Annotated in this window: 22 protein-coding genes; 14 read left to right on the top strand and 8 right to left on the bottom strand. The window is 56.8% G+C overall.

The window, feature by feature from the left end:
* Positions 1–9: 9 nt before the first annotated feature.
* The 5 genes from B5F88_RS12875 to B5F88_RS12855 all read left to right on the top strand — a co-directional run bounded on the left by B5F88_RS12875 (position 10) and on the right by B5F88_RS12855 (position 5,251).
* Positions 10–894: a MaoC/PaaZ C-terminal domain-containing protein gene (locus tag B5F88_RS12875; RefSeq protein WP_087346758.1), complete on the top strand. Its 885-nt coding sequence runs from the start codon at positions 10–12 to the stop codon at positions 892–894.
* A gap of 18 nt (positions 895–912) precedes the next feature.
* A complete protein-coding gene (locus B5F88_RS12870; RefSeq protein WP_087346755.1) occupies positions 913–2,253 on the top strand; it encodes a butyryl-CoA:acetate CoA-transferase in 1,341 nt (446 codons plus the stop codon).
* A 31-nt stretch (positions 2,254–2,284) separates the two neighbouring features.
* The gene (locus tag B5F88_RS12865) at positions 2,285–3,154 is read left to right on the top strand and encodes a radical SAM protein (protein ID WP_087346752.1); all 870 of its coding nucleotides are present in this window, start codon (positions 2,285–2,287) and stop codon (positions 3,152–3,154) included.
* 81 nt (positions 3,155–3,235) lie between these two features.
* Entirely contained in the window at positions 3,236–4,045 is an 810-nt protein-coding gene (locus tag B5F88_RS12860) for a MoxR family ATPase (protein WP_087346749.1), read from the top strand.
* 3 nt (positions 4,046–4,048) lie between these two features.
* Positions 4,049–5,251 (top strand): VWA domain-containing protein, encoded by a 1,203-nt coding sequence (locus B5F88_RS12855; RefSeq protein WP_087346746.1) that lies wholly within the window; start codon positions 4,049–4,051, stop codon positions 5,249–5,251.
* Between the two features lie 285 nt (positions 5,252–5,536).
* Here B5F88_RS12855 and B5F88_RS12850 read toward each other — a convergent pair whose 3' ends face one another.
* The 5 genes from B5F88_RS12850 to B5F88_RS12830 form a co-directional block, all read right to left on the bottom strand.
* Positions 5,537–6,649, bottom strand: coding sequence for an aminoglycoside phosphotransferase family protein (locus B5F88_RS12850; RefSeq protein ID WP_087346743.1), 1,113 nt, complete (start codon positions 6,647–6,649; stop codon positions 5,537–5,539).
* A 3-nt stretch (positions 6,650–6,652) separates the two neighbouring features.
* Positions 6,653–7,579: a sugar phosphate nucleotidyltransferase gene (locus B5F88_RS12845; protein WP_087346740.1), complete on the bottom strand. Its 927-nt coding sequence runs from the start codon at positions 7,577–7,579 to the stop codon at positions 6,653–6,655.
* Positions 7,580–7,599: 20 nt separating this feature from the next.
* Positions 7,600–8,619: a UDP-glucose 4-epimerase GalE gene (gene galE, locus B5F88_RS12840; protein WP_087346737.1), complete on the bottom strand. Its 1,020-nt coding sequence runs from the start codon at positions 8,617–8,619 to the stop codon at positions 7,600–7,602.
* Positions 8,620–8,748: 129 nt separating this feature from the next.
* The gene (locus tag B5F88_RS12835; protein WP_087346734.1) at positions 8,749–9,660 is read right to left on the bottom strand and encodes an AraC family transcriptional regulator; all 912 of its coding nucleotides are present in this window, start codon (positions 9,658–9,660) and stop codon (positions 8,749–8,751) included.
* A gap of 34 nt (positions 9,661–9,694) precedes the next feature.
* The gene (locus B5F88_RS12830) at positions 9,695–10,492 is read right to left on the bottom strand and encodes an AraC family transcriptional regulator (RefSeq protein ID WP_087346777.1); all 798 of its coding nucleotides are present in this window, start codon (positions 10,490–10,492) and stop codon (positions 9,695–9,697) included.
* Between the two features lie 401 nt (positions 10,493–10,893).
* Between B5F88_RS12830 and B5F88_RS12825 the strand changes: the two genes are divergently transcribed.
* The 8 genes from B5F88_RS12825 (at position 10,894) to B5F88_RS21955 (ending at position 18,019) form a co-directional block, all read left to right on the top strand.
* Positions 10,894–12,270, top strand: coding sequence for a carbohydrate ABC transporter substrate-binding protein (locus tag B5F88_RS12825; RefSeq protein WP_087346731.1), 1,377 nt, complete (start codon positions 10,894–10,896; stop codon positions 12,268–12,270).
* Positions 12,271–12,402: 132 nt separating this feature from the next.
* Positions 12,403–13,287 carry a sugar ABC transporter permease gene (locus B5F88_RS12820; protein ID WP_087346728.1) on the top strand — a complete coding sequence of 295 codons (885 nt, stop codon included), beginning with the start codon at positions 12,403–12,405 and terminating at the stop codon, positions 13,285–13,287.
* A 12-nt stretch (positions 13,288–13,299) separates the two neighbouring features.
* Entirely contained in the window at positions 13,300–14,187 is an 888-nt protein-coding gene (locus B5F88_RS12815) for a carbohydrate ABC transporter permease (RefSeq protein ID WP_087346724.1), read from the top strand.
* A 9-nt stretch (positions 14,188–14,196) separates the two neighbouring features.
* Complete coding sequence (locus B5F88_RS12810) at positions 14,197–14,394, top strand: hypothetical protein (RefSeq protein ID WP_087346721.1); 198 nt, start codon at positions 14,197–14,199, stop codon at positions 14,392–14,394.
* Between the two features lie 44 nt (positions 14,395–14,438).
* Entirely contained in the window at positions 14,439–16,610 is a 2,172-nt protein-coding gene (gene gnpA / locus B5F88_RS12805) for a 1,3-beta-galactosyl-N-acetylhexosamine phosphorylase (protein WP_087346718.1), read from the top strand.
* 158 nt (positions 16,611–16,768) lie between these two features.
* Positions 16,769–17,134 carry a hypothetical protein gene (locus B5F88_RS12800; RefSeq protein ID WP_140402119.1) on the top strand — a complete coding sequence of 122 codons (366 nt, stop codon included), beginning with the start codon at positions 16,769–16,771 and terminating at the stop codon, positions 17,132–17,134.
* A gap of 26 nt (positions 17,135–17,160) precedes the next feature.
* Complete coding sequence (locus tag B5F88_RS12795) at positions 17,161–17,331, top strand: acyl-CoA dehydrogenase family protein (protein WP_087346713.1); 171 nt, start codon at positions 17,161–17,163, stop codon at positions 17,329–17,331.
* A gap of 37 nt (positions 17,332–17,368) precedes the next feature.
* The gene (locus tag B5F88_RS21955; protein WP_204246238.1) at positions 17,369–18,019 is read left to right on the top strand and encodes an acyl-CoA dehydrogenase family protein; all 651 of its coding nucleotides are present in this window, start codon (positions 17,369–17,371) and stop codon (positions 18,017–18,019) included.
* A gap of 621 nt (positions 18,020–18,640) precedes the next feature.
* On the opposite strand, the gene B5F88_RS12785 is transcribed toward B5F88_RS21955, so the two are convergent.
* From B5F88_RS12785 to B5F88_RS20265, 3 genes are all read right to left on the bottom strand, one after another.
* Positions 18,641–19,474, bottom strand: a complete 834-nt coding sequence (locus B5F88_RS12785; protein WP_087346710.1) for a KilA-N domain-containing protein — start codon at positions 19,472–19,474, stop codon at positions 18,641–18,643.
* Positions 19,475–19,954 carry a low molecular weight protein-tyrosine-phosphatase gene (locus tag B5F88_RS12780; protein ID WP_087346707.1) on the bottom strand — a complete coding sequence of 160 codons (480 nt, stop codon included), beginning with the start codon at positions 19,952–19,954 and terminating at the stop codon, positions 19,475–19,477.
* Positions 19,955–20,524: 570 nt separating this feature from the next.
* Positions 20,525–20,755 (bottom strand): hypothetical protein, encoded by a 231-nt coding sequence (locus tag B5F88_RS20265; protein ID WP_140402117.1) that lies wholly within the window; start codon positions 20,753–20,755, stop codon positions 20,525–20,527.
* A gap of 105 nt (positions 20,756–20,860) precedes the next feature.
* Between B5F88_RS20265 and B5F88_RS12765 the strand changes: the two genes are divergently transcribed.
* A complete protein-coding gene (locus B5F88_RS12765) occupies positions 20,861–21,181 on the top strand; it encodes a hypothetical protein (RefSeq protein ID WP_140402116.1) in 321 nt (106 codons plus the stop codon).
* Positions 21,182–21,297: the final 116 nt, after the last annotated feature.

Below are 21,297 nucleotides of genomic sequence, written 5' to 3'. Positions count from 1 at the left end.
GGGACGTCAATGGAACGAGTGGATTTGGCGAAGCTGCTGGTAGGCCAGCGGATGGAGCCCCGCTATCTGGAGTACAACTGGCGGGATATCGCCCTCTATGCCCTGGCGGTGGGCGCCAAGGCGGAGGACCTGATGTATACCTATGAGAAGGACATGAAGGCGCTGCCCAGCTACGGGACCATTCCCTACTGGGGTACCATCAACGTGCGTCCCTATCAGTGGATGCCTCTGCCCGCCTCCATGCTGGCCAACGAGATCATCAAGCCGACCATCTCCTTTCTGAATATGGACCATGAGCTGATCATGTATCGCCCCATCGACCCCATCAAGGGGACCTTCCAGTATCAGGACCGCATCACCGATGTGTATGACCGGGGAGAGGGGAAGGGCGCGGTGGTTAAAACCCAGCTTGACGTGCGGGATGAGGCGGGCAATCTGGTGTGCGTCAACCGTTCCACCACCTTTTTCCATGAGGCGGGGGGCTTCGGCGGCCCGCCTATGCCCAAGAGCGACGTGGTTATCCCCGACCGGGCTCCCGACTACGAGGAGGAGGACTATATCAGTCCCGTACAGCATCTGCTCTACCGGCTCACCGGGGACACCAACCTGATCCACGTGGACCCCGACTATGCCCGCAAGATGGGGCTGGAGAGTTCCTGCATGCAGGGCCTGTGCTCCTTCGGCTTCTGCTGCCGTATGGCGATCGGGGCGCTGATCCCCGGCCAGCCTGAGCGGATGAAGCGGATGGCGGCTCAGATGACCTCTGTGCTGTATCCGGGTACCCCGGTGAAGTTCCAGCTGTGGAAGATGGAAGAGGGGAGAGTCTATTTCCGTTTCCTCAATCAGACCACCGGCAAGCCGATCCTCAATCGCGGCGTGTTTGAGTGGGAATAATCAAAAGGGGAGAACAGAATGGATTTTCAAAAGCTGTATCAGGAGAAGCTGACCACACCCCAGCAGGCGGTGAGCCTGGTTCGCTCCGGCGACTGGGTGGACTACGGGTGGTGCGTGTGCACTCCCCGGACCCTGGACAAGGCCCTGGCGGTCCGGTATGAGGAGCTGACCGACGTAAAGGTCCGGGGCGGCGTGCTGTTTGAGAAGCCCGCCATTATGCAGGTGCCCGATGTAGCGGAGCATTTCACCTGGAACTCCTGGCACATGTCCGGGGTGGAGCGCAAGATGATCGCCGAGGGCAGCTGCTTCTATATCCCCCTGCGCTATTCGGAGATGCCCGGCCATTACCGCCGTTACCTGAAGCCTGTTCAGGTGGCCATGTTCCAGGTGGCCCCTATGGACGAATTCGGATACTTCAATTTCGGCCCTTCCATTTCTCACATGAGAGCCCTGTGCGAGGTGGCGGACGCTGTCATTGTGGAGGTCAACCAGAACATGCCCCGATGCCTGGGGGGATTTGAGGAGAGCATCCATATTTCCGACGTGACCTATGTGGTAGAGGGAGAAAATCCCCCCATGTGGACCCTGGGAGCCTCGCCCGCTACCCCGGTGGACGAGGCGGTGGCCAAGCTAATCGTGTCAGAGATCCCTAACGGAGCGTGCCTGCAGCTGGGCATCGGCGGTATGCCCAACGCGGTGGGTTCCATGATTGCCCAGTCCGATCTGAAGGACCTGGGCGTCCACACCGAGATGTATGTGGACGGCTTTGTGGATATGGCCCTAGCGGGAAAGATCACCGGCGCCCATAAGAGCATCGACCGGGGCCGGCAGACCTATGCCTTTGCCGCGGGCAGCCAGAAGCTCTATGACTATCTGAACAACAACCCCGCTTGTATGGGCGCCCCGGTGGACTACACCAACGACGTGCGGGTGGTCGCCCAGCTGGACAACTTTATTTCCATTAACAACGCGGTGGACGTGGATCTGTTCGGCCAGGTGAACGCCGAGTCCTCCGGTGTGCGGCATATCTCCGGTGCCGGCGGACAGCTGGACTTTGTACTGGGTGCCTATCTGTCCAAGGGGGGCAAGAGTTTTATTTGCTGCTCCTCCACCGTGAAGGGGAAGGACGGCACGCTGACATCCCGGATCCGCCCCACTCTGCGGGAGGGTTCCATTGTCACCGATACCCGCTCCAACCTCCACTACCTGGTTACCGAGTACGGTATTGTAAACCTGAAGGGCTTGGCCACCTGGCAGCGGGCAGAGGCCATCATCGGCATTGCCCACCCCGACTTCCGGGAGGAGCTGATCCGCCAGGCGGAGGCCATGGGCATCTGGCGCAAGTCCAACAAGCGCTGATCTAATCTGAGGAAGAAACGGAGCGCACACCATGCGATATGAAGGCAACATCTACCGTCCCCCCGGTGAGCGGAACAGCTATCTGCTCCAGGTCACCGTAGGCTGCTCCCACAATGCCTGCGCCTTTTGCGGCATGTACAAGGACAAGCGCTACCATGTGCGGCCCATCCGGGATATCCTGGAGGACATCCTGATGGCAAAGAACTATTACGGAGACGTTTCCCGGGTATTTCTGTGCGACGGCGATGCCATCGGCCTGCCTATGGAGGATCTGCTGCGCATTCTCCACGCCCTGTACCTCACCTTTCCTTCGCTGCAGAAGGTAGCCACCTTTGCGGGACCCAAGCCCACCCTGAAAAAGACGCCGGAGGAGCTGCGCGCCCTGCGGGAAGCGGGGCTGACCCGGGTGTATCTGGGGGTGGAGAGCGGCAGCGACGAGCTGCTGAAGGAAATGGTCAAGGGGGTCACGGCGGAGGAGATGCTGCAGGCGGGTACCATGCTCCGTGAGGCCGGCCTGGACCTGTGGGCCATGATCCTGCTGGGGCTGGACGGCCATGGCGCGGGCCTGGAGCACGCCAGGGCCAGCACAGAGATCATCAACGCCATGCGCCCCCGGCATCTGTCGCTCCTCTCCCTGGTGATGGAGCCGGGCACCCGGCTGTACCGCTACTGGAAGAGCGGGAAGTTTGTGCAGTGTACGCCGGAGGAGATTCTGCACCAGGTGCGGTATATGGTGGCCAACCTGACGGTGGACCCGCTGCACTTCACCTGTGATCATGCGTCCAACTATCTGCCCCTTAAGGGGACGCTCAGTGAGGAGCGGGAGCGGTTTCTGGCCGCAATCGACAGTGCCCTGGCGGGAGAGCTGCGGATTCGTCCGGAGGAAAGCCGCCGGGTATAACGCGCGGATGTGACAGGCGGTCCGGCTTTTGGCCGGGCCGCCTGCTCTTTCTGCATGATAACGACATAAGGAGTTTATATGATGAAGCATACCTTTCGCGGAACCGAGACCTACGTGGCCTCCCAGGAGCTGCAGGAGGCGGTGAATATCGCCCTGGCTTTGGGCAAGCCCCTGCTGATCAAGGGCGAGCCGGGCATCGGCAAGACCGTGCTGGCCCAGGCCATCGCTGAATCCATGGGCCGGCCGCTCATCACCTGGAGCGTCAAATCCACCACCAAGGCCCAGGACGGCCTGTATGTCTACGACGTGGTGCAGCGCCTCTACGACAGTCAGTTTGGCGAAGCGGTGGACGACATTGCCAAATACATCAAGCTGGGCAAACTGGGGGAGGCCTTTCAGTCTGAGGAGCAGACGGTGCTGCTCATTGACGAGGTGGACAAGGCCGACCTGGAGTTCCCCAACGACTTGCTGTGGGAGCTGGACCGGATGGAATTCTATGTGCCCGAGACCAAGGAGACAGTCAAAGCCAAGCAGCGCCCGGTGGTCATTATCACTTCCAATGCCGAAAAAGAATTGCCGGACGCCTTTCTGCGCCGGTGTATCTTCCACTACATCCAGTTCCCAGATGCCCAGCAGATGGAGGAGATCATCCGGGTGCATCTGGGGGAGGTGGATCAGATCCTGCTCTCCCAGGTCATCGAGGCCTTCTACTGGCTGCGCTCGCTGCGGAGACTGGAGAAGCGGCCCAGCACCTCTGAGCTGATCGACTGGGTGCGGGCGCTGATCCTGGGCGGGATTGCGCCCGAGCGTATTACGTCGGAGCTGCCCTTCCTGGGTGTAGTGCTGAAGAAGGAGAAGGATGTGCGTCTGGTCCGGGAAAAGCTGAGGTAACATATGTTTACATCCTTTTTTTACCTGCTGCGGGCCAGAGGCGTGCCTGTCTCTCTGGATGAGTGGATGACGCTGATGGAGGCGCTGAAGCAGGGGCTGCATGGCATGACGCTGATGGGGTTTTACAGTACCTGCCGGGCGGTGCTGGTGAAAAGCGAGGCGCGCTACGACGACTTTGACGGGGCGTTTTTGGAGTTTTTCGGAGAGATCGCCAAAAATACGCGGGAGCTGCCGCCGGAGCTGCTGGAGTGGCTGAACGGTCCGGAGCTGGAGGCACTGGACCATCTGGAGCAGTTCCAGCGGCTGATGGAGCAGAATGGCCTGAGCATGGAAGAGGTGCTCAAGCGGTTTGAGGAGCGGCTGAAGGACCAGGACGCCGAGCACAACGGCGGCAGCAAATGGATCGGCCGGGACGGCTTCAGCCCATTTGGAAACAACGGCAGGAGGCTGGGCGGCATCCGAGTGGGAGGACAGAGCCGCAACCGCTCGGCCTTTCTGGTGGCGAGCGAGCGGCGGTTCCGGGATTTCCGCCAGGACAACACGCTGGACATCTGCCAGTTCCAAATGGCCTTCCGCAGGCTGCGCCAGCTTTCCGTCCAGGCGGAGCCGGACCGTACGGAGTTGGATGTGGACGCCACCATCCGGGAGACCGGCGGAAATGCCGGGCGGCTGAAGGTGGTTTACCAGCGGCCCCGGAAAAACAGCATCAAGGTGCTGCTCCTGATGGATTCCGGCGGCTCTATGGACTACTACGCCGGACTGTGCAGCCAGCTCTTCCAGGCGGCCGAGCGGTCCAACACCTTCAGGGACCTGAAGGTGTACTACTTCCACAACTGCATTTACGAGCGCCTCCATCTGGAGCCCACCCTCTTTGACATTGGAGAGGATACGGAAAGCGTGCTGTCCAACCTGGACAGCGAGTACCGGGTGATCGTGGTGGGGGACGCCATGATGGCGCCGGAGGAGCTGTATTATCCCAAATATGACTGGCGGGCCAGACGCTATGGCAAGCAGGCCGGTATCGAGTATTTGGAGCAGCTCAAAAACAGATATCCCCATATCATCTGGCTGAATCCCCAGCCCAAGGCGGAGCTGCATTCCTACTGGGCCACTACCTATGATGAATTGGCCAAAATCTTCGATATGTATGACCTGACGGTGGATGGACTGGAGCGGGGAATTGAGCGGCTGCTGGTCCGCTACTAATCCTGATGTAAGCGGGAGGCTGAAGCCTGACTACGGATATCACCGGCGCCTCCGGTTGTTGAAACACAAAGAGAAGGGCACGCCTATGGTTCCCCCTGACAGAGGGAACTTTGCAGATATGTGAAACCCCGGCAGATATTGCTTCAGCAGTATCTGCCGGGGTTTTCCCTGTTTGATGTCCGCTATATCGCCATCAACGATAATGTGGAGACCGAATTTTGTTTTATGGCGCTTTCTGCAGAGGCATGAGCTGCAGCGGAACTCAAATGGGATTTGTTGCCGCTATTAGGGACGGTATTTGTCTACTACGGCCTTCATCTGCTCCCAACAGTCTTCCATATCCGCTACCAGTTTAAACTGGGTGCGGCAGCGGTCCAGATTTTGGCCTGGCCGGTGGGTACGGAAGTAATGGTCGCCTTCCAGATAATCGGTAAGGAAACGAATACCACATTCCAACGTCATCAGCTTGGCTCCCCAAGGCAGATAGTCCAGCTCAGCGGCGGTCAGGGCGCCTCCGGCTCCTTCCAGGAACGCCTTGGTGTACACCTCATACAGGGACAGATCAAAGTTTACCTTGGACAGGTCCTGCTCGTCCTCGGCGCTGTGATTGGCGCCGAAGCGAATGGAATCACCAAAGTCGTTGATCGACAGGCCGGGCATGACGGTGTCCAGATCGATCACGCAGATGCCTTTGCCGCTGGCCCGGTCGATGAGCACGTTGTTCAGCTTGGTGTCGTTGTGGGTCACCCGCAGAGGCAGCTTGCCCTCCCGCAGGGCCTGGAGAGCCACGGAGCAGTCGGCTTCCCGGGCAGTGACAAAGTCCAGCTCAGGCCCCACCTCTTTTACCCGACCCATGGGATCGGCGGCTGCCGCCGCCTTCAGCTTGGCCAGGCGGTCCTCGGTGTCGTGAAAGCGAGGGATGGTCTCATATAAGGTATCGGCGGGATAATCCTTCAGCATCCGCTGAAAATTACCAAAGGCCAGGGCGGAGGCGGCAAAGAGCTCCGGCGTCTCAGCGGACTGGAGGCAGACGGTACCCTCTATAAAGGGATAGACCCGCCAAGCGCCCCCTTCCGCGTCGGTGTAGAAGGACTTGCCGTCCCGGGTGGCGTATACCGACATGGTCTCCCGCTCCGGGTCTCCGCCGGCGGCGGCAATCTGCTTGCCCAGGTAGGAGGTCACCCCGACGATGTTCGCCATCACCTGGTCGGGGTGGTGGAAGGCGGCGGCGCTGATGCGCTGGAGAATGAACCGGCGGCAGGGATCCTCGCCGGGCTGGGTATGGACGCAGAAGGTATCGTTGATGTGGCCGGAGCCATAGCGCACCGCGCCTACCACCTGGCCGCCGAAATCGAAGGCATCCAGGGCCTGCTGCAAATACTGTTCAGCCTGCGACATGGCTTACACCCCCCACAGATTGTCAGGGTAGAGCCCCTGGGCGGTCATGTCGGCAATGGCCTTTACCACCACGGGCTTATCCTCCCGATAGGTGACGCCGTACCACTTGTCGGCGCTGCGCAGCACCTTGACCCGGGCTTTCCCCTCTTCCAGAAGCTGGGTCACCACGCTGGGCAGGAAATATTCCCCCTTCAGGGGATTTTCCTGCAGGGCCTTGTCCAGGAAGGCGGGGAAGCGGGCCTGGGCCTCGTCCAGGAAGCTGCGGGTGAAGCCCCACAGGTTCATGGACACGATGGTGCCGCCAGGCAGATGGGTCCAGGTGGCGCCGTCGTCCTCCGTAAAGCGGGCGTCCGCCCCATCTTTTTCAATATGGGTACGCTCGGTGACGCGGGTGAGATAGTTGTCCCCATCCTCCTCGCAGATCCCCCGGGCCACATGGCCGTTTTCGGTGACGGTATTGCCCAGCAGATAGCCCACCATGGCGTACTCATAGCAGCCAGGCTGGTCGGGATGGGACTCCAGATAGTCGTAAATCTTTTTAAATCCCTCGGGCCCATAGTAATCGTCGGCGTTGACTACGGCAAAGGGCCCGTCCACCACCTCACGGGCGGCCAGGATGGCGTGACAGGTGCCCCAGGGCTTCTCCCGTCCTTCGGGCACGGTATAGCCTGCCGGCAGGTCGTCCAGCTGCTGATAGGCGTATTTGACGTTGATGACCTTGCTCAGACGGTCGCCGATGGCGCTCTTGAAATGCTCCTCGATCTCATGCTTGATGACGAATACCACCGTCTCAAAGCCCGCCCGGCGGGCGTCGTAAATGGAATAGTCAATGATAAGCTGGCCGTGGCCGCCCACCGGATCAATCTGCTTTAACCCACCGTAGCGGCTGCCCATACCGGCGGCCATAACGACCAAAACAGGTTTATTCATCGTTTCACCCCGGTCCTTTCTCAGCTGCGATACCCGTTGGGATTCATGGACTGCCACTTCCAGGAGGAGGCGCACATCTCCTCGATGCCGTACTGGGCCTGCCATCCCATCTCGTCCCGGGCCTTGGCCGGATCGGCATAGCACTCGGCGATGTCGCCGGGCCGGCGGGGGTCGATCACATAGGGCAACTCCTTGCCGCAGGCCTTCTCATAGGCGTGGAGGATGTCCAGCACGCTGTAGCCCTTGCCGGTACCCAGGTTGCACACAAACAGGCCGCACTTGGTGTCCAGCTTCTTCAGCGCCGCCACATGACCCTTGGCCAGGTCCACCACATGGATGTAGTCCCGTACGCCGGTGCCGTCGTGGGTGGGGTAGTCGTTGCCGTAGACGTGGAGCTTTTCCAGCTTGCCCACCGCTACCTGGGCGATATAGGGCACCAGATTGTTGGGGATGCCGTTGGGGTCCTCGCCGATAAGGCCGGACTCGTGGGCCCCAATGGGGTTAAAGTAGCGCAGCAGAGCCACGTTCAGAGTGGGATCGGCGGCGCAGTAGTCGGTCAGAATGCGCTCCAGGAACAGCTTGGTGGTGCCGTAGGGGTTGGTAGTACCGCCGGTGGGGAAATCCTCCCGGATGGGTACGCTGGCCGGGTCGCCGTACACGGTGGCGGAGGAGGAGAACACGAAGTTCTTTACCCCATGCTTGCGCATGGCATTGAGGAGCATCAGGGTGTTCACCAGGTTGTTGGTGTAGTACTCCAGGGGCTTGGCCACACTCTCGCCCACCGCCTTCAGGCCGGCAAAGTGGATCACCGCGTCGATGTCGGGATACTGGGCAAAAATGGCCTCTACCTCATCCGGGTTGCACAGCTCCGCTTTGACAAAGGGGATGGGCTTCCCCACAATTTGCTCCACCCGGCGCAGAGACTCGGAGGAGGAATTGACCAGGTTGTCCGCCACCACGATATCGTAGCCCGCCTGAACCAGCTCCACACAGGTATGGCTGCCGATATAGCCAGCGCCGCCGCTCACAAGGATAGACATAAAAATGCTCCTTTCATACGTTTCAATCCGCAGATTTCTGCGTTGCTTCGTCCGTCACAGTTGCAGGAGAACAACTCCTACAGGCAAATCTATTGTAGTCGGCCTGTCGGAGAAAGGAAATAGATAATTTTATACATTCTTTGTATAATCGTCCGCAGAGACACCCGGAAGCTCGGAGAGCATTTTCACACTTTGGGCGTATTCGCTGGGCGACATGCCTGTGATCTGCCGGAACCTGCGGGAGAAATAGTGGACGGACTGAAAGCTCAGCCGGGTGGCGATCTGGGTGAAATTAAGACGCCCTTCCCGGATCATACGCCGGGCAGTCTGTATTTTCAGCCAGCTGAAATACTCCATCACCCCGCCGCCGGTGTGGCTGTGGAACAGCTTTTGCAGCTGGCTGCGGCCAATGAGGTTGTCCCGGCAGATTTGCTCCAGAGTAAGATTCTGCTCCACCCGCTGTTCCATGTAGCGCAGCACACGGTTCAGGTTGTCATCCTCTGTCCGGCAGGGAAAAATCTGTATGGCAGGGGTGCTCTGGCGGCGGATCAGGCGGATGAGCAGCTCCTCCAGAGCGGCGGCAAGCAGGGCTTCTCCGCCGAAAGGGGCCTGCGCGCGGCGCTGGAGGGTAGTGGTGGAGGGGTCGTTGAGGGGGGTGGAAAAGGCGGTGCCGCTCTCCTCCACAATGCGGGCCAGCAGGCTTCGCTCACTCTCTCCCACAAAGGTGACCAGCCCCCGTAAGAAGTCCATGTGCGGGCTGTCGCACTGAAAGCTCACCACCACCAGGTCGGGAGCCACCCCCACCGCGGAGAGGGCATGAAACTCTCCGGGGGCGTGGAAGACAATCTGCCCCTGGAGCAGGTCATGAACGGTGTCCCCGGCGGTGACCCGCACCAGCCCTTTATCCACATACAGAAACTCCCAGAAATCGTGGGACTCTCCGGCAAAGGCATAGTTGCTGGTATATTCAAAGTAGTGAACGGAGTAGAGCTCCTGAATGGACAGGGGACGTTTCAGTCGGAGTGGATAATAGGTTGGCATGGCGGTATCCTTTCTGCGCTTGTGTGCAGTGGACTTATCTGGCGGCGGAGCGATTGCGCTTCCGGTATTCCATGGGACTGATCCCCTCCAGACGGCGAAAGCTCTGGGAAAAATAGCTCAGGGAGGAAAAACCCAGGATCTGGGCAATCTGAGACAGGTTGAAGTCCGTGCTGACCAGCAGCATACGGCTCTCCTGGATCCGGCGGGAAATCTGATAGCTGATGGGAGAGGTATTATATTCTTTACGGAAGGTGTGAACCAAATGGTATTTGTTGATATGGGCCAGGGCAGCCAGCTGATCCAATGTCAGGTTTTCTTTGAAATGGTCGTCGATATACCGCCGCACCAAGTCACACTCCCGGCTGCTCCTGCGGTCGGCAGCGGCGGCGGTAAGGGTCAGATTGTCCTGGCGCAGCAGCCACAGCAGGATCACCTCCAGCAAATGCTGGCAGATGAATTGGTGACCGGGCTGCCCGTTCCGCACTTCCTGGAGCATCAGCCGCAGGCATCTGACAACCTCGTCCCAGCCAGTGTAGAAATGGGACTGGACACAGCCGCTGGTGTCGGCCAGCACCTCCAGGCTGTCCACACCCAACACAATATATTCCATAGGGCTGCCTGACTGACTCAGCTCCGTGTGAAGTACTCCGGAATTGATGATAACCAGATCCCGGCTGCCGACAGAGAACTGACGGTTTTGAAGTTGAAAACTGCCCTGTCCCCCAACAACAAAAAACAATTCGGCATGATTGTGGGTATGGAGCGAGGAGTTCCACTCCTGGCTGTATTGCGCCCAGGAAATGCTCAGTATCTTTGCCTGGTTCTGGGGCATGACGTGAGGGTCATCTTCACGGATAATATAATATTGGCTGCTCAAAAAAGCCCTCCCTTCATCCGCTCCGGTTGCCTTTATTAAAACAATTATAATCCTTTTCCCACTTTGGCGCAACTTATTGGAGGTGAATAAAATTTGGAGGCGTCTGGCCGCAAAGCATGTGTGCTCAAAAAGGTACGCACCCCAAATCAGCAAAACATACAAATTAACTCTGTTATAACCGGCAATTTTACTACAAAAAAGCAAGAAAAGCAATAATTCTAAAAAGCATCGCAAGAAATGCCTTGCTATCAGACTGGAAATCAATATACTTTTTAATTAGAAAGGGGATCAAAACCGGCAGGTTTTTGGTTTCCGATTTGCGTATTGGCTCTAAATTGAAGGAGGTACAAGGAAGAATGAAAGGGAAAAAAGTTCTCAGTCTGGCTCTTGCAGCCACCATGTCTCTCAGCCTTCTGTCGGCCTGCGGCGGAGGGAATGACGCCCCTGCTGGTGCCAGCAACAGCCCCACCGGCGGCACGCCCAGCACCGGCGGCGACCTGAGCGGCACCACCATCCAGGTGGCCGCCATTGAGACCAGCTACGGCACCGAGGTATGGCAGCAGGTGGCCGATGCCTTTACCGCTCAGACCGGCATCAATGTGGAGCTGGTCACCGACAAGAAGCTGGAGGACGTCATCGGCCCGGCCATGCAGGGCGGCGAGTATCCCGACGTGATCCACCTGGCCGTGGGCCGTGAGGCCGGCCTGACCGAGCAGTTCATTAAGGACAAGAACATCGCCGAGATTACTGACGTGCTGTCCATGACCGTGCCCGGCGAGGACGTGACTGTGGGCGACAAAATCATCCCCGGCTTTGTCAACGACAACTCCACCACCAACCCCTACGCTGACGGCAAGACCTATCTGGCCCCCATGTTCTACTCCCCCTGCGGCCTGTTCTACAACAAGGGCCTGTTTGAGGAGAAGGGCTGGGAAGTGCCCACCACCTGGGACGAGATGTGGGAGCTGGGCGACAAGGCCGCCGCGGAGGGTATCTCCCTGTTTACTTACCCCACCACCGGTTATTTTGACGCTTTCTTCTACGCCCTGATGTATGAGGCCGGCGGCGAGGACTTCTTCTTTGACGCCACCCACTACGCCGAGGGTATCTGGGATTCCGCCGAGGCTCAGACCTGCTTTGACATTGTAGAGAAGCTGGCCAGCTACACCAACCCCATCACCCCCGCCCAGGCCAATGACCAGGACTTTACCCAGAACCAGCAGCTGGTGCTGGACAACAAGGCCCTGTTCATGCCCAACGGCACCTGGATCGTGGTCGAGATGGCCGAGGCTCCCCGGGCCGACGGCTTTGAGTGGGGTATGACCGCTCTGCCCGCCATTACCGAGGGCGGCGACCGCTACAGCTACACCTTCTTTGAGCAGATGTGGATTCCTGCCGGCGCCACCAACGTTGACGCGGCCAAGCAGTTTATCGCCTTCATGTACAGCGATACCGCGGTTGACCTGTTTGCCTCTGCCGGCGCCGCCCAGCCTGTCACCGGCATCGTGGATAAGCTCAGCGGCGACAATCAGATCTTCTATGGCATCTATGACGACGGCGCAATGGCCGCTCTGGGCGCCTTTGCCTCCTACAAGTCTGTTGCCGGTCTGGGAACGGTCCGCGAAGTGTTCTTTGATCCCGTGAACTCTCTGGTGTCCGGCTCCATGACCAAGGATGAGTGGGTCAGCAGCATTAAGGCCGCCAGCGATCAGATGCGTGCCAATCTGAGCTGAACTCCGAGAGAAAGCAGAAGATAGTCACGAGGGGGACGGCGAGCGGCAGCCCGCTCGCCGTCCCCCTTTTTAGAAGCAAATATGAATAATCTGTGAATGAAAGAAGCCATAGCCCAGAAAGGAGCTGAGCGTGTGAGAAAAAACAAGGGGCGCAGCCGCTTTATTGTGCTGTGTGTGGCGCCTGCCGTCATTTTATTTTTCATCTTCATGATCCTTCCGACTTTAAATGTATTCCGCATGTCCCTGTATGAGCGGGGCGCCTACTCCCCCACGGAGACTTTCGTGGGCATGGCCAATTTCCAGGCCCTGTTGCGAGATACTCAGTTTATCCGCGCCATGCAGAATACGATTTTAATGGTGGTCATTGTGACCATTATTACCTTTGCCCTGGCTCTGATCTTTGCCAGCATCCTGACCCATGAAAAGATCAGGGGCACCAACCTCTTTCGTGTTATTTTCTATATCCCCAATATTCTGTCCGTAGTGGTCATTTCCGGTATTTTCTCCGCCATCTATAAGCCGGAGAACGGCATGCTCAACAGCATTCTCTCCCTGTTCCGGGGCGAGACTGTGACCATGCTGTGGAAGGACGCCCCTCTGGTGGTGCCGAGCATTATCATCGCCATGATCTGGCAGGCCATCGGCTACTATATGGTCATGTACATGGCCTCTATGGCCAGCGTACCCGGCAGCCTTTATGAGTCGGCCGGTCTGGACGGCGCCGGGCGGATAACCCAGTTTTTCCAGATCACCATTCCCCTCATCTGGACCAACATCCGCACGACCCTGACCTTCTTTATCATCTCCACCATCAATATGGCCTTCCTGTTTGTCAAGGCCATGACCTCTGGTGGACCCAACGGCGCTTCTGAGGTGGCGCTGTCCTACATGTACGGTCAAAAGGACGCCGGCCTGTATGGCTACTCCATGGCCATTGGTGTGGTGATCTTCCTGTTCTCCTTCCTGCTCTCCGCCATGGTCAGCAAGGCCACCAAGCGGGAGCCTTTGGAATTCTGAGGGGGTGACAGTATGGAACTGAAGGAAAAGCAAACCAGCACCAAGGTCTATAAGGCCTTTATCTATGTGGCCCTGATCGCCCTGGCTGTCACCATCGTGGTGCCAGTGGCGTGGGTTTTCATGGCATCCATCAAGCAGAACAGCGAATTTTACGGAAATCCCTGGGCCCTGCCCCTCGGTTTCTACTGGCAGAACTTTGTTGACGCCTGGAACACCGCCAAAATGGGCGAATATATGCTCAATTCGGTGATCGTTACCATCCTGGCCCTGCTCATCCTGCTGGCCGTGGCCCTGCCTGCGGCCTACTGCCTGTCCCGCTTCCATTTCCGGGGCCGCCGGTTTTTTCATGTGGCTTTTATGGCGGGGCTGTTTATCAATGTGAACTACATCGTAGTACCCATCTTCCTGATGCTGCGGGACGGGGATACCTTCCTTAAAAATGTCTTCGGCTTCAGCTTCCTGCTCAATAATCTGGTGGTGCTGGCTATTGTCTACGCCGCCACCGCCCTGCCCTTTACCATCTACCTTCTCTCCGGCTATTTTGCCACCCTGCCCCACGATTTTGAGGAGGCCGCTTATATTGATGGAGCTGGGTACGGCAGAACGATGCTCCATATCATCTTCCCCATGGCCCAACCCTCTATTATTACCATCATCCTGTTTAATTTCCTCTCCTTCTGGAACGAGTACATCATCTCCATGACCCTGATGCACTCCGCCACCGGCGGCAAGACGCTGCCGGTAGGCCTGCTGAACCTGATGCAGGCTCAGCAGTCGGCCGCCCAGTATGGTACCATGTATGCCGGCCTGGTGATGGTGATGCTGCCCACACTGATTCTCTATATCTGCGTGCAGAAAAAGCTGATTCAGGGCATGACCGTGGGCGGACTGAAAGGATAAGGTGGAGCCATGAAATTTTGGAAAGAACACACCGCGCTGCGGGTGAGTCTCATTGCCCTGTTCTTTATTGTGGGGCTGGCCATGATCATCGGAGGCTGGCAAATGACCGGGCAGATGAGCGGTCTGATCATTATGATTGTGGGTCTGGCGCTGCTGATCGTGGCCCTGGCCATCTATAACAAGCCCTTTCAGGACCCCAAGCGGTAGGGCCGCGGGGCGGAAAATCTATCATCCGATTAGGAGGCAGCATTATGAGCCAGAGCAAGCATAAGCGGGGACGGGTCACCATCCCTACCGATGTAGACGTGGTGCCCCAGACCTTACAGTTGCTGGAGCAATGGGGCGCGGATGCCATCCGGGACTGTGACGGTACCGATTACCCGGAGGAGCTGAAAAAGGTGGATGCCAAGGTGTACTCCACCTACTACACCACCCGGAAGGACAACGCCTGGGCCAAGGCCAATCCCGACGAGGTGCAGCAGTGTTATATCATGAGCGGATTCTACACCGCGGTGGGCGGCCCTCTGTCTATCCCCCTGATGCAGGGCATCAGCCCTGAGCTGATGGAGGTCAATACCCGGGACGACATCAAGCGCTGGTGGGAGGTGGTGGACCGTACCACCGGCCAGCCCCTTCCTCCGGATCAGTGGCGCTATGACGCCGAAAGCGGCTGTGTGGTGCTGGACGCTCCGGAGGCCTTCCACGATTACACGGTCAGCTTCCTGGCCTATCTCATCTGGGACCCGGTGCATATGTACAATGCCGTGACCAACGACTGGCAGGACTTTGAGCACCAGATTACCTTCGATGTGCGCCAGCCCAAGACCCACAAGTTCACCATGGAACGCCTGCGTAAGTTTATTGCCGAGCACCCCTATGTGGATGTGATCCGCTACACCACCTTCTTCCATCAGTTTACCCTGGTGTTTGACGAACTCAAGCGGGAGAAGTATGTGGACTGGTATGGATATTCCGCCTCGGTCTCCCCCTATATCCTGGAGCAGTTTGAAAAAGAGGTGGGCTACCCCTTCCGCCCGGAGTATATCATCGACCAGGGCTACTACAACAATCAATATCGGGTGCCCTCCAAGCAGTTCAAGGACTTTATGGCCTTCCAGCGCCGGGAGGTGGCCAAGCTGGCCAAGGAGATGGTGGACATCACCCATGAACTGGGCAAAGAGGCCATGATGTTCCTGGGCGACCACTGGATCGGCACCGAGCCCTATATGGACGAGTTTAAGACCATCGGCCTGGACGCGGTGGTGGGTTCGGTGGGCAACGGTTCCACCCTGCGCCTGATCTCTGACATTCCCGGCGTAACGTACACCGAGGGACGTTTCCTGCCCTACTTCTTCCCTGACACCTTCCACGAGGGAGGCGACCCTGTCCGAGAGGCGAAAGAGAACTGGGTCACCGCCCGCCGGGCTATCCTGCGCAAGCCCATCGACCGCATCGGTTACGGCGGTTACCTGAAGCTGGCATGCGACTTCCCTGAATTCATCCAGTACGTGGAGAGCGTGTGCGATGAGTTCCGGGAGCTGTATGAAAATATCAAGGGCACCACGCCCTACTGCGTCAAAACGGTGGCGATCCTCAATGCCTGGGGCAAAGCCCGCTCCTGGGGCTGCCATATGGTGCATCACGCCCTGTACCAGAAGCAGAATTACTCTTACGCCGGGGTAGTGGAGGCCCTGTCTGGCGCGCCTTTCGACGTAAAATTCATCAGCTTCGACGATGTGAAGGCCGACCCCAAGTGCCTGGATGGGGTAGACGTTCTGATCAATGTAGGCGACGGCGACACCGCCCACACCGGCGGCTGCTGGTGGGAGGATCCCGCGATTTCCTCCGCCATCAAGTCCTTTGTCTACCACGGCGGCGGCTTGATCGGTGTAGGCGAGCCCACTGGACACCAGTACCAAGGCCATTATCTCCAGCTGGCCAAGGTTCTTGGCGTGGAGAAGGAGACCGGCTTCACCCTGGGTTATGACAAGTATAACTGGGAACAGCATCCCGACCACTTTATCCTGGCCGACTGCCAGGGGGAGATGGACTTCGGCGAGGGCAAGAAAAATATCTACGCCCTGGAGGGAACCCAGATCCTGGTGCAGAAGGACAAAGAAGTGCAGATGGCGGTAAATGCGTTTGGGAAGGGCCGGGCCGTCTATCTCTCCGGTCTGCCCTACAGCTTTGAGAACAGCCGCGTCCTCTATCGGGCCATCCTGTGGAGCACCCACGACGAAGAGAAACTGCATTTGTGGTTTTCCACGAATTACAACGTGGAGGTCCACGCCTATGTGAAAAACGGAAAATATTGTGTAGTCAATAATACCTATGAGCCTCAGTCCACCACTGTATACCGCGGAGACGGAAGTTCCTTCCAGCTGGACCTGGACGCCAACGAGATCCGCTGGTACGAGATCTGAGTCCTCTGCACTCTGCTGGTTATGTGGCTCCTTGATACGAGAGTCTATGAAACCTTAAAATAGTAAAAGCATGGAGGCGCCTGGAAAATTTGCAGGCGCCTCCATGCTTTTGCGCAAAATCAATTTCGCTGTTGCTCTTTTGCGGGGGCTCTTTAGTTGTGTCCTTCTTTTTGAAATATTGCAGTTTCCCACAAATCAATATTCACCATAAAATACAGTCCTTTGTGTGTAGGAGGTGCCCCGCCGAGTTTATTGACAGCTATGAGGTCCATATCCGGGCATTAAATGAAGAGGGAGCAAAAATTACAGGGACAGAAGCATTTCACAAAGCAGACGGTCAATGGCGAATCCTGCCCAAACTGCGGCCCTATCTCAAGGAAGATAGCGCCGCCTGCACGCTGCAAAATGGTGTGCTGGAGCCGTGGTGGCCTGGTATGTGGGAGAACACTGTGCTGTGGGCGGCGCAGTGCTATGGAGCGCTACCTCATCTGACCATACAGGGATCCTTTGATGGGGAGATTTAGAATCTGAGGGAAGGGGTCCAAATATCATGAATTTTTCATTTGATAGCCAGTATGTGCTCTCCCCAAAGCTGTTCCGCGATTTCGTGGAACAGGAGGTGAAGCCGCTGGCGCAGGAAATTGACGAAACGGAGAGATTCCCGGAGGAGACGGTTGGCAAGATGACGAAACTGGGCAGGCTGGGGCTCCTCCACCTGTGAACTGATTCTGGAGGACAGCATCATCCCCAAGAAGCGTATGCCGGGTAAGCAGGGGAAGGGTTTCGGCATTGCCGCCCAGGCTCTGGGTCTGACCGGGGGCGCCAGGGAGAAGGCCATCGCCTACACCAAGAGGCAAGCTCAGTTTGGAAAGCCCATCGCCAAGTTCCAGAACACCCAATTTACCTTTGCCGACATGAAGGTGGCGGTGGAGGCCGGCCTGCCGTTTACCCTGGAGGCCGCCATGGCCAAGCTCTTTACCTCGGAAAACGCCATGAAGTACACTGTAAAGAGGGAAAATTACGATATGCAATGCATCGTCGCCCTGGGTATCTCCGGCGCCATCCAGCACCTGGCTGGCATGCAGGACTCTGAGTGCATCATCGCGGTGAACAAGAACGAGTCCGCTCCCATCTTCACGGCATCGTGGGCGACCTGTACAAGGTCGCTCCCATGCTCATTGAGGCCATCCGCTCCGCCAAGGCTGCGAAGTAAAAGGGTACAGAGTTCAGATCAGCTTGACGCAGTTGGCGGCACTGGTTGGGAGATTGGCCTTGTTGATGCACAGATGCAGCAAGATAATTATCACTGCGGTGAATGGAGCCGCAACTGGTGCCAGATACCGGGGCAGCTTTATTCTGCCCAGAGCCATTGGTATCCAGTGCGCTTGGCCTGGCTTACAAAGTGGTAGATAGTGATGTGTTACAGCAGGAGGCATCAACCTTGGCTCAACGGCTTGCTTCCGGACCTTCCCTTGCGTATGCAAATTTTAGAGGTTATGAGCATTACCTGAAGGATGTAGAACTTCCTACCGTGAATGCCTGTGCCACGACAAAAGACTTTCGAGAAGGAATTTGTGTATTTGTGGAGAAGAGAGGAAACCGATTATAATTGATACTATTTTATCCAGATTAAGAGTGATAAACATAGGAACTTTAATATGCCCGTTGCAGAGTAAACGAGTTCTGCAGCGGGTATATTACTTTGCTTCAACACCCACTGACTTTGCCAATGGCATCTGACGTTTGATTTTTGAAACGGGTGAACAGTTTTGAGGACATACAGGGCCAGGGCCCCACACAGTGGGGCGGCGCCTATGCGCGGTACAAGCGTTTTGGGCCGATGGCCCAAAACCTTGGCAGAGGGCGAATTCATTTCGCCCGAGCGTTTCAATCAAAAGGGGGGAGCCGCCCTCCGGGCGGCAAAATCCAAAAAGAAGGACACGCCTGGGCGTGTCCTTCTTTTTGGAACATCGCAACACTATAGATGCCACGGCCTTCGCCCACTCGCAAGCGTCCTGCCGATTATATTTTTACTCCATAGGAGATAGGTCTTCGCTATGAGCCTCCAGAGCTTCGATTCGGTGATCTTGAGTCAGGATCTCCATCTGGCTTATAGCGATGGCATTGAGTTTTGTCAGCCGTTCGGCCTGAGACATCCCCTCATTGATGAACACCGCATTCAGGTTCTCCAGATTGGACAGGCAGACCAGCTGAGAGACATTGGCGTAGTCACGGATATTCCCTTTCAGATCGGGATGGCTGTCCCGCCACTGCTTTGCAGTCATACCGAACAGGGCCATGTTCAACACATCGGCTTCACTGGCATACACCATGGAAATCTGCTTTGCGGAAAGCTCCGGCGGAATCAGGTTCTCCTTGATAGCATCTGTATGGATGCGGTAATTGATCTTGGCCAGATTTCGCTTGATGTCCCAGCCAAGCTGTTTCATTTCCTCGGCCTTGAGTCGTTCAAATTCTTTGATCAGATAGATTTTGAACTCAGGGCTGATCCACATGCCGAACTCAAAGGCAATGTCTTTGTAGGCATATGTACCGCCATATCTTCCGGCCTTTGCCCGCAGTCCAATTGCATGCGTCTTTTCAACCCACTCTTTGACGCTGAGTTTGTAGCTGTTTAAACCAGCCTGACTTCTAATTGCGGCGAATTCGCCATAATTAAAATCCGGGTTGTGGATCTGTTCCCATATCCCGAGAAATTCAACTGTGTTTCGGTTTCGCAGCCAGTCGGAGATGAAAAAGTCTCCGTCTTTCGCCCTGAGCATATCAGTCAGGGAGATATAATCCTTGTCGTCAATGGTGGTGACCGCAATTTCTGTCCCATGGACAATCAATTTATTATTCATTCAGAAATCACCTCCATGAATTGCTGATTGCAACTGGATATGGTGCAACAGCCCCCGGCAGCCTTCCTCCACATCCCGCCAGGTCGTGTCGAAATCGTCGGTGTACCACGGATCGGCCACCTCTCCGGGACGGTGGGTAAAGTCCATCAGCAGGTGCATCTTGTCGGCAAAATCGCCGCCGCAGATTCGGTACATACTCCGCAGATTGGCTCGATCCATGCCAATCAGAAGGTCGTACTTCTCGTAATCGCTGTTCAGAAGCTGCCGGGCTCGTTTGCCGGAACAGTCGATGCCATGCTCGGACAGCTTGCGGCGGGCTGGCGGATACACCGGATTGCCAATCTCCTCGGTGCTGGTAGCTGCCGACTCGATTTGAATGCTTTGCTCCAGACCGGCTTTCTTCACCAGATCCTTCATGATAAACTCGGCCATCGGGCTTCTGCAAATATTGCCGTGGCAGAGAAAAAGTATCCTGATCATGCTCCGTACACTCCAACTCATTACTATCACGCTCAGTATAGCACTGAATCTCAGATTCGTCGAGTTGGATTTCCAGATGGGCGTCAGAATCGATTTTTCTCTGGAGTTCTGCCTTTGACCAGCCGAAACGGTCAGCGGCACGAAGATACCAGCGTCGCTCCTCCAGCTCCATGTCTGCTTCCAAAATGACTACATTCTGCGTCCAACTGATTTCCATGGCCAGGGTCAGCAACTCGGGGGTGTCCTCATACATCCGATAGAACTCCCGCATCCGGCGAAGGTTGCGCGGGGAGAAGCCGGAAGCATCGGGGAAACGGCTGTGCAGATATTCGGCTGCGGCCACTGCCGCGCCTTTCTCCGACCGGGAACAGACGATGCGGCCCAGTTCGCAGCAGAGTTGCATCTGGGGCATCTCGGCGCTCATCGCAGCCTCCAGAGCCGCAAACATTGCGGAATAATCGATGTTTTTGCGGATGTTCATAGCTTCTCCTTTCCGGCAAAACCTGCCTTATTTTGAAACAGGCCAAAGAGAAACACAGGAGGCGCCTCCTGCGTTTCTCTTTGGCCTGTTCACACCACTTGTACCATCTGCTCCCAGAGCAGGACGAAGCGGTCGTCGATGATTTTGTTGTCGTGGTAATGTCCGAACAGCCAGTAGTGGAACTTGGCCCGTTCTTTGACTTCCTCCAAGAAGTCGGTCAGGTGGTCGTGAACATATCCACCATTTCCCAATATGTCCACGATGCTGCTGGGGGCGCAGTGGGTGATCACATAGTCCATCTCATAGTGAATGCCTTCCAAGCTGTGCCGAGCTTCCTCATACTCCGTCTTGCTGGGAAGTTCCTGCTTCCACCAGGATTGGTGGTTGACCCGGAAGCGACCCCCCATTCTGCGAAGGGTCCAGTATTGTTCTTCAAAATCAGGCGCTTTAGGATTCAGAACGCCGTCCTCGATGTCATGGCTCCTGGCACCGCCCATGGTGAAGAAGAAGTATCCTTGCAGGTCAAAGACCTGCCCGCGCATCAGGTGGATCACATGAGGCCGGATTCGCTGAATCTTTCCGCCGTTCCATTCCTCTGTCGGATATTTTCTCAGCAGGTCGAAGTTTTCATGGTTGCCGCTGATGAACAGGGTGGTAAAGGGCAGATCCTCCAGCCAGTCCAGATTCCGCTCCTCCTTCTTGCCCCCATCCCATACGCCGCCAAAATCTCCATTATAACGAATTAAGCATAATGGAGATTATACCGTAAAAAACATTATGCCGAAACCTTTTATTCTGTACTGAAAAAGCAATAATTTGTAGACTTCTTTCGGCATAATTTTTCTGGTACTATAGGAGCCAC

The organism is Flavonifractor sp. An306 (genome assembly GCF_002159455.1).
In the GTDB taxonomy this organism is placed as follows: Bacteria; Bacillota; Clostridia; order Oscillospirales; family Oscillospiraceae; genus Flavonifractor.
The sequence above is the reverse complement of the archived record's forward strand: the minus strand, read 5'-3'. Positions and strand labels throughout refer to the sequence as shown.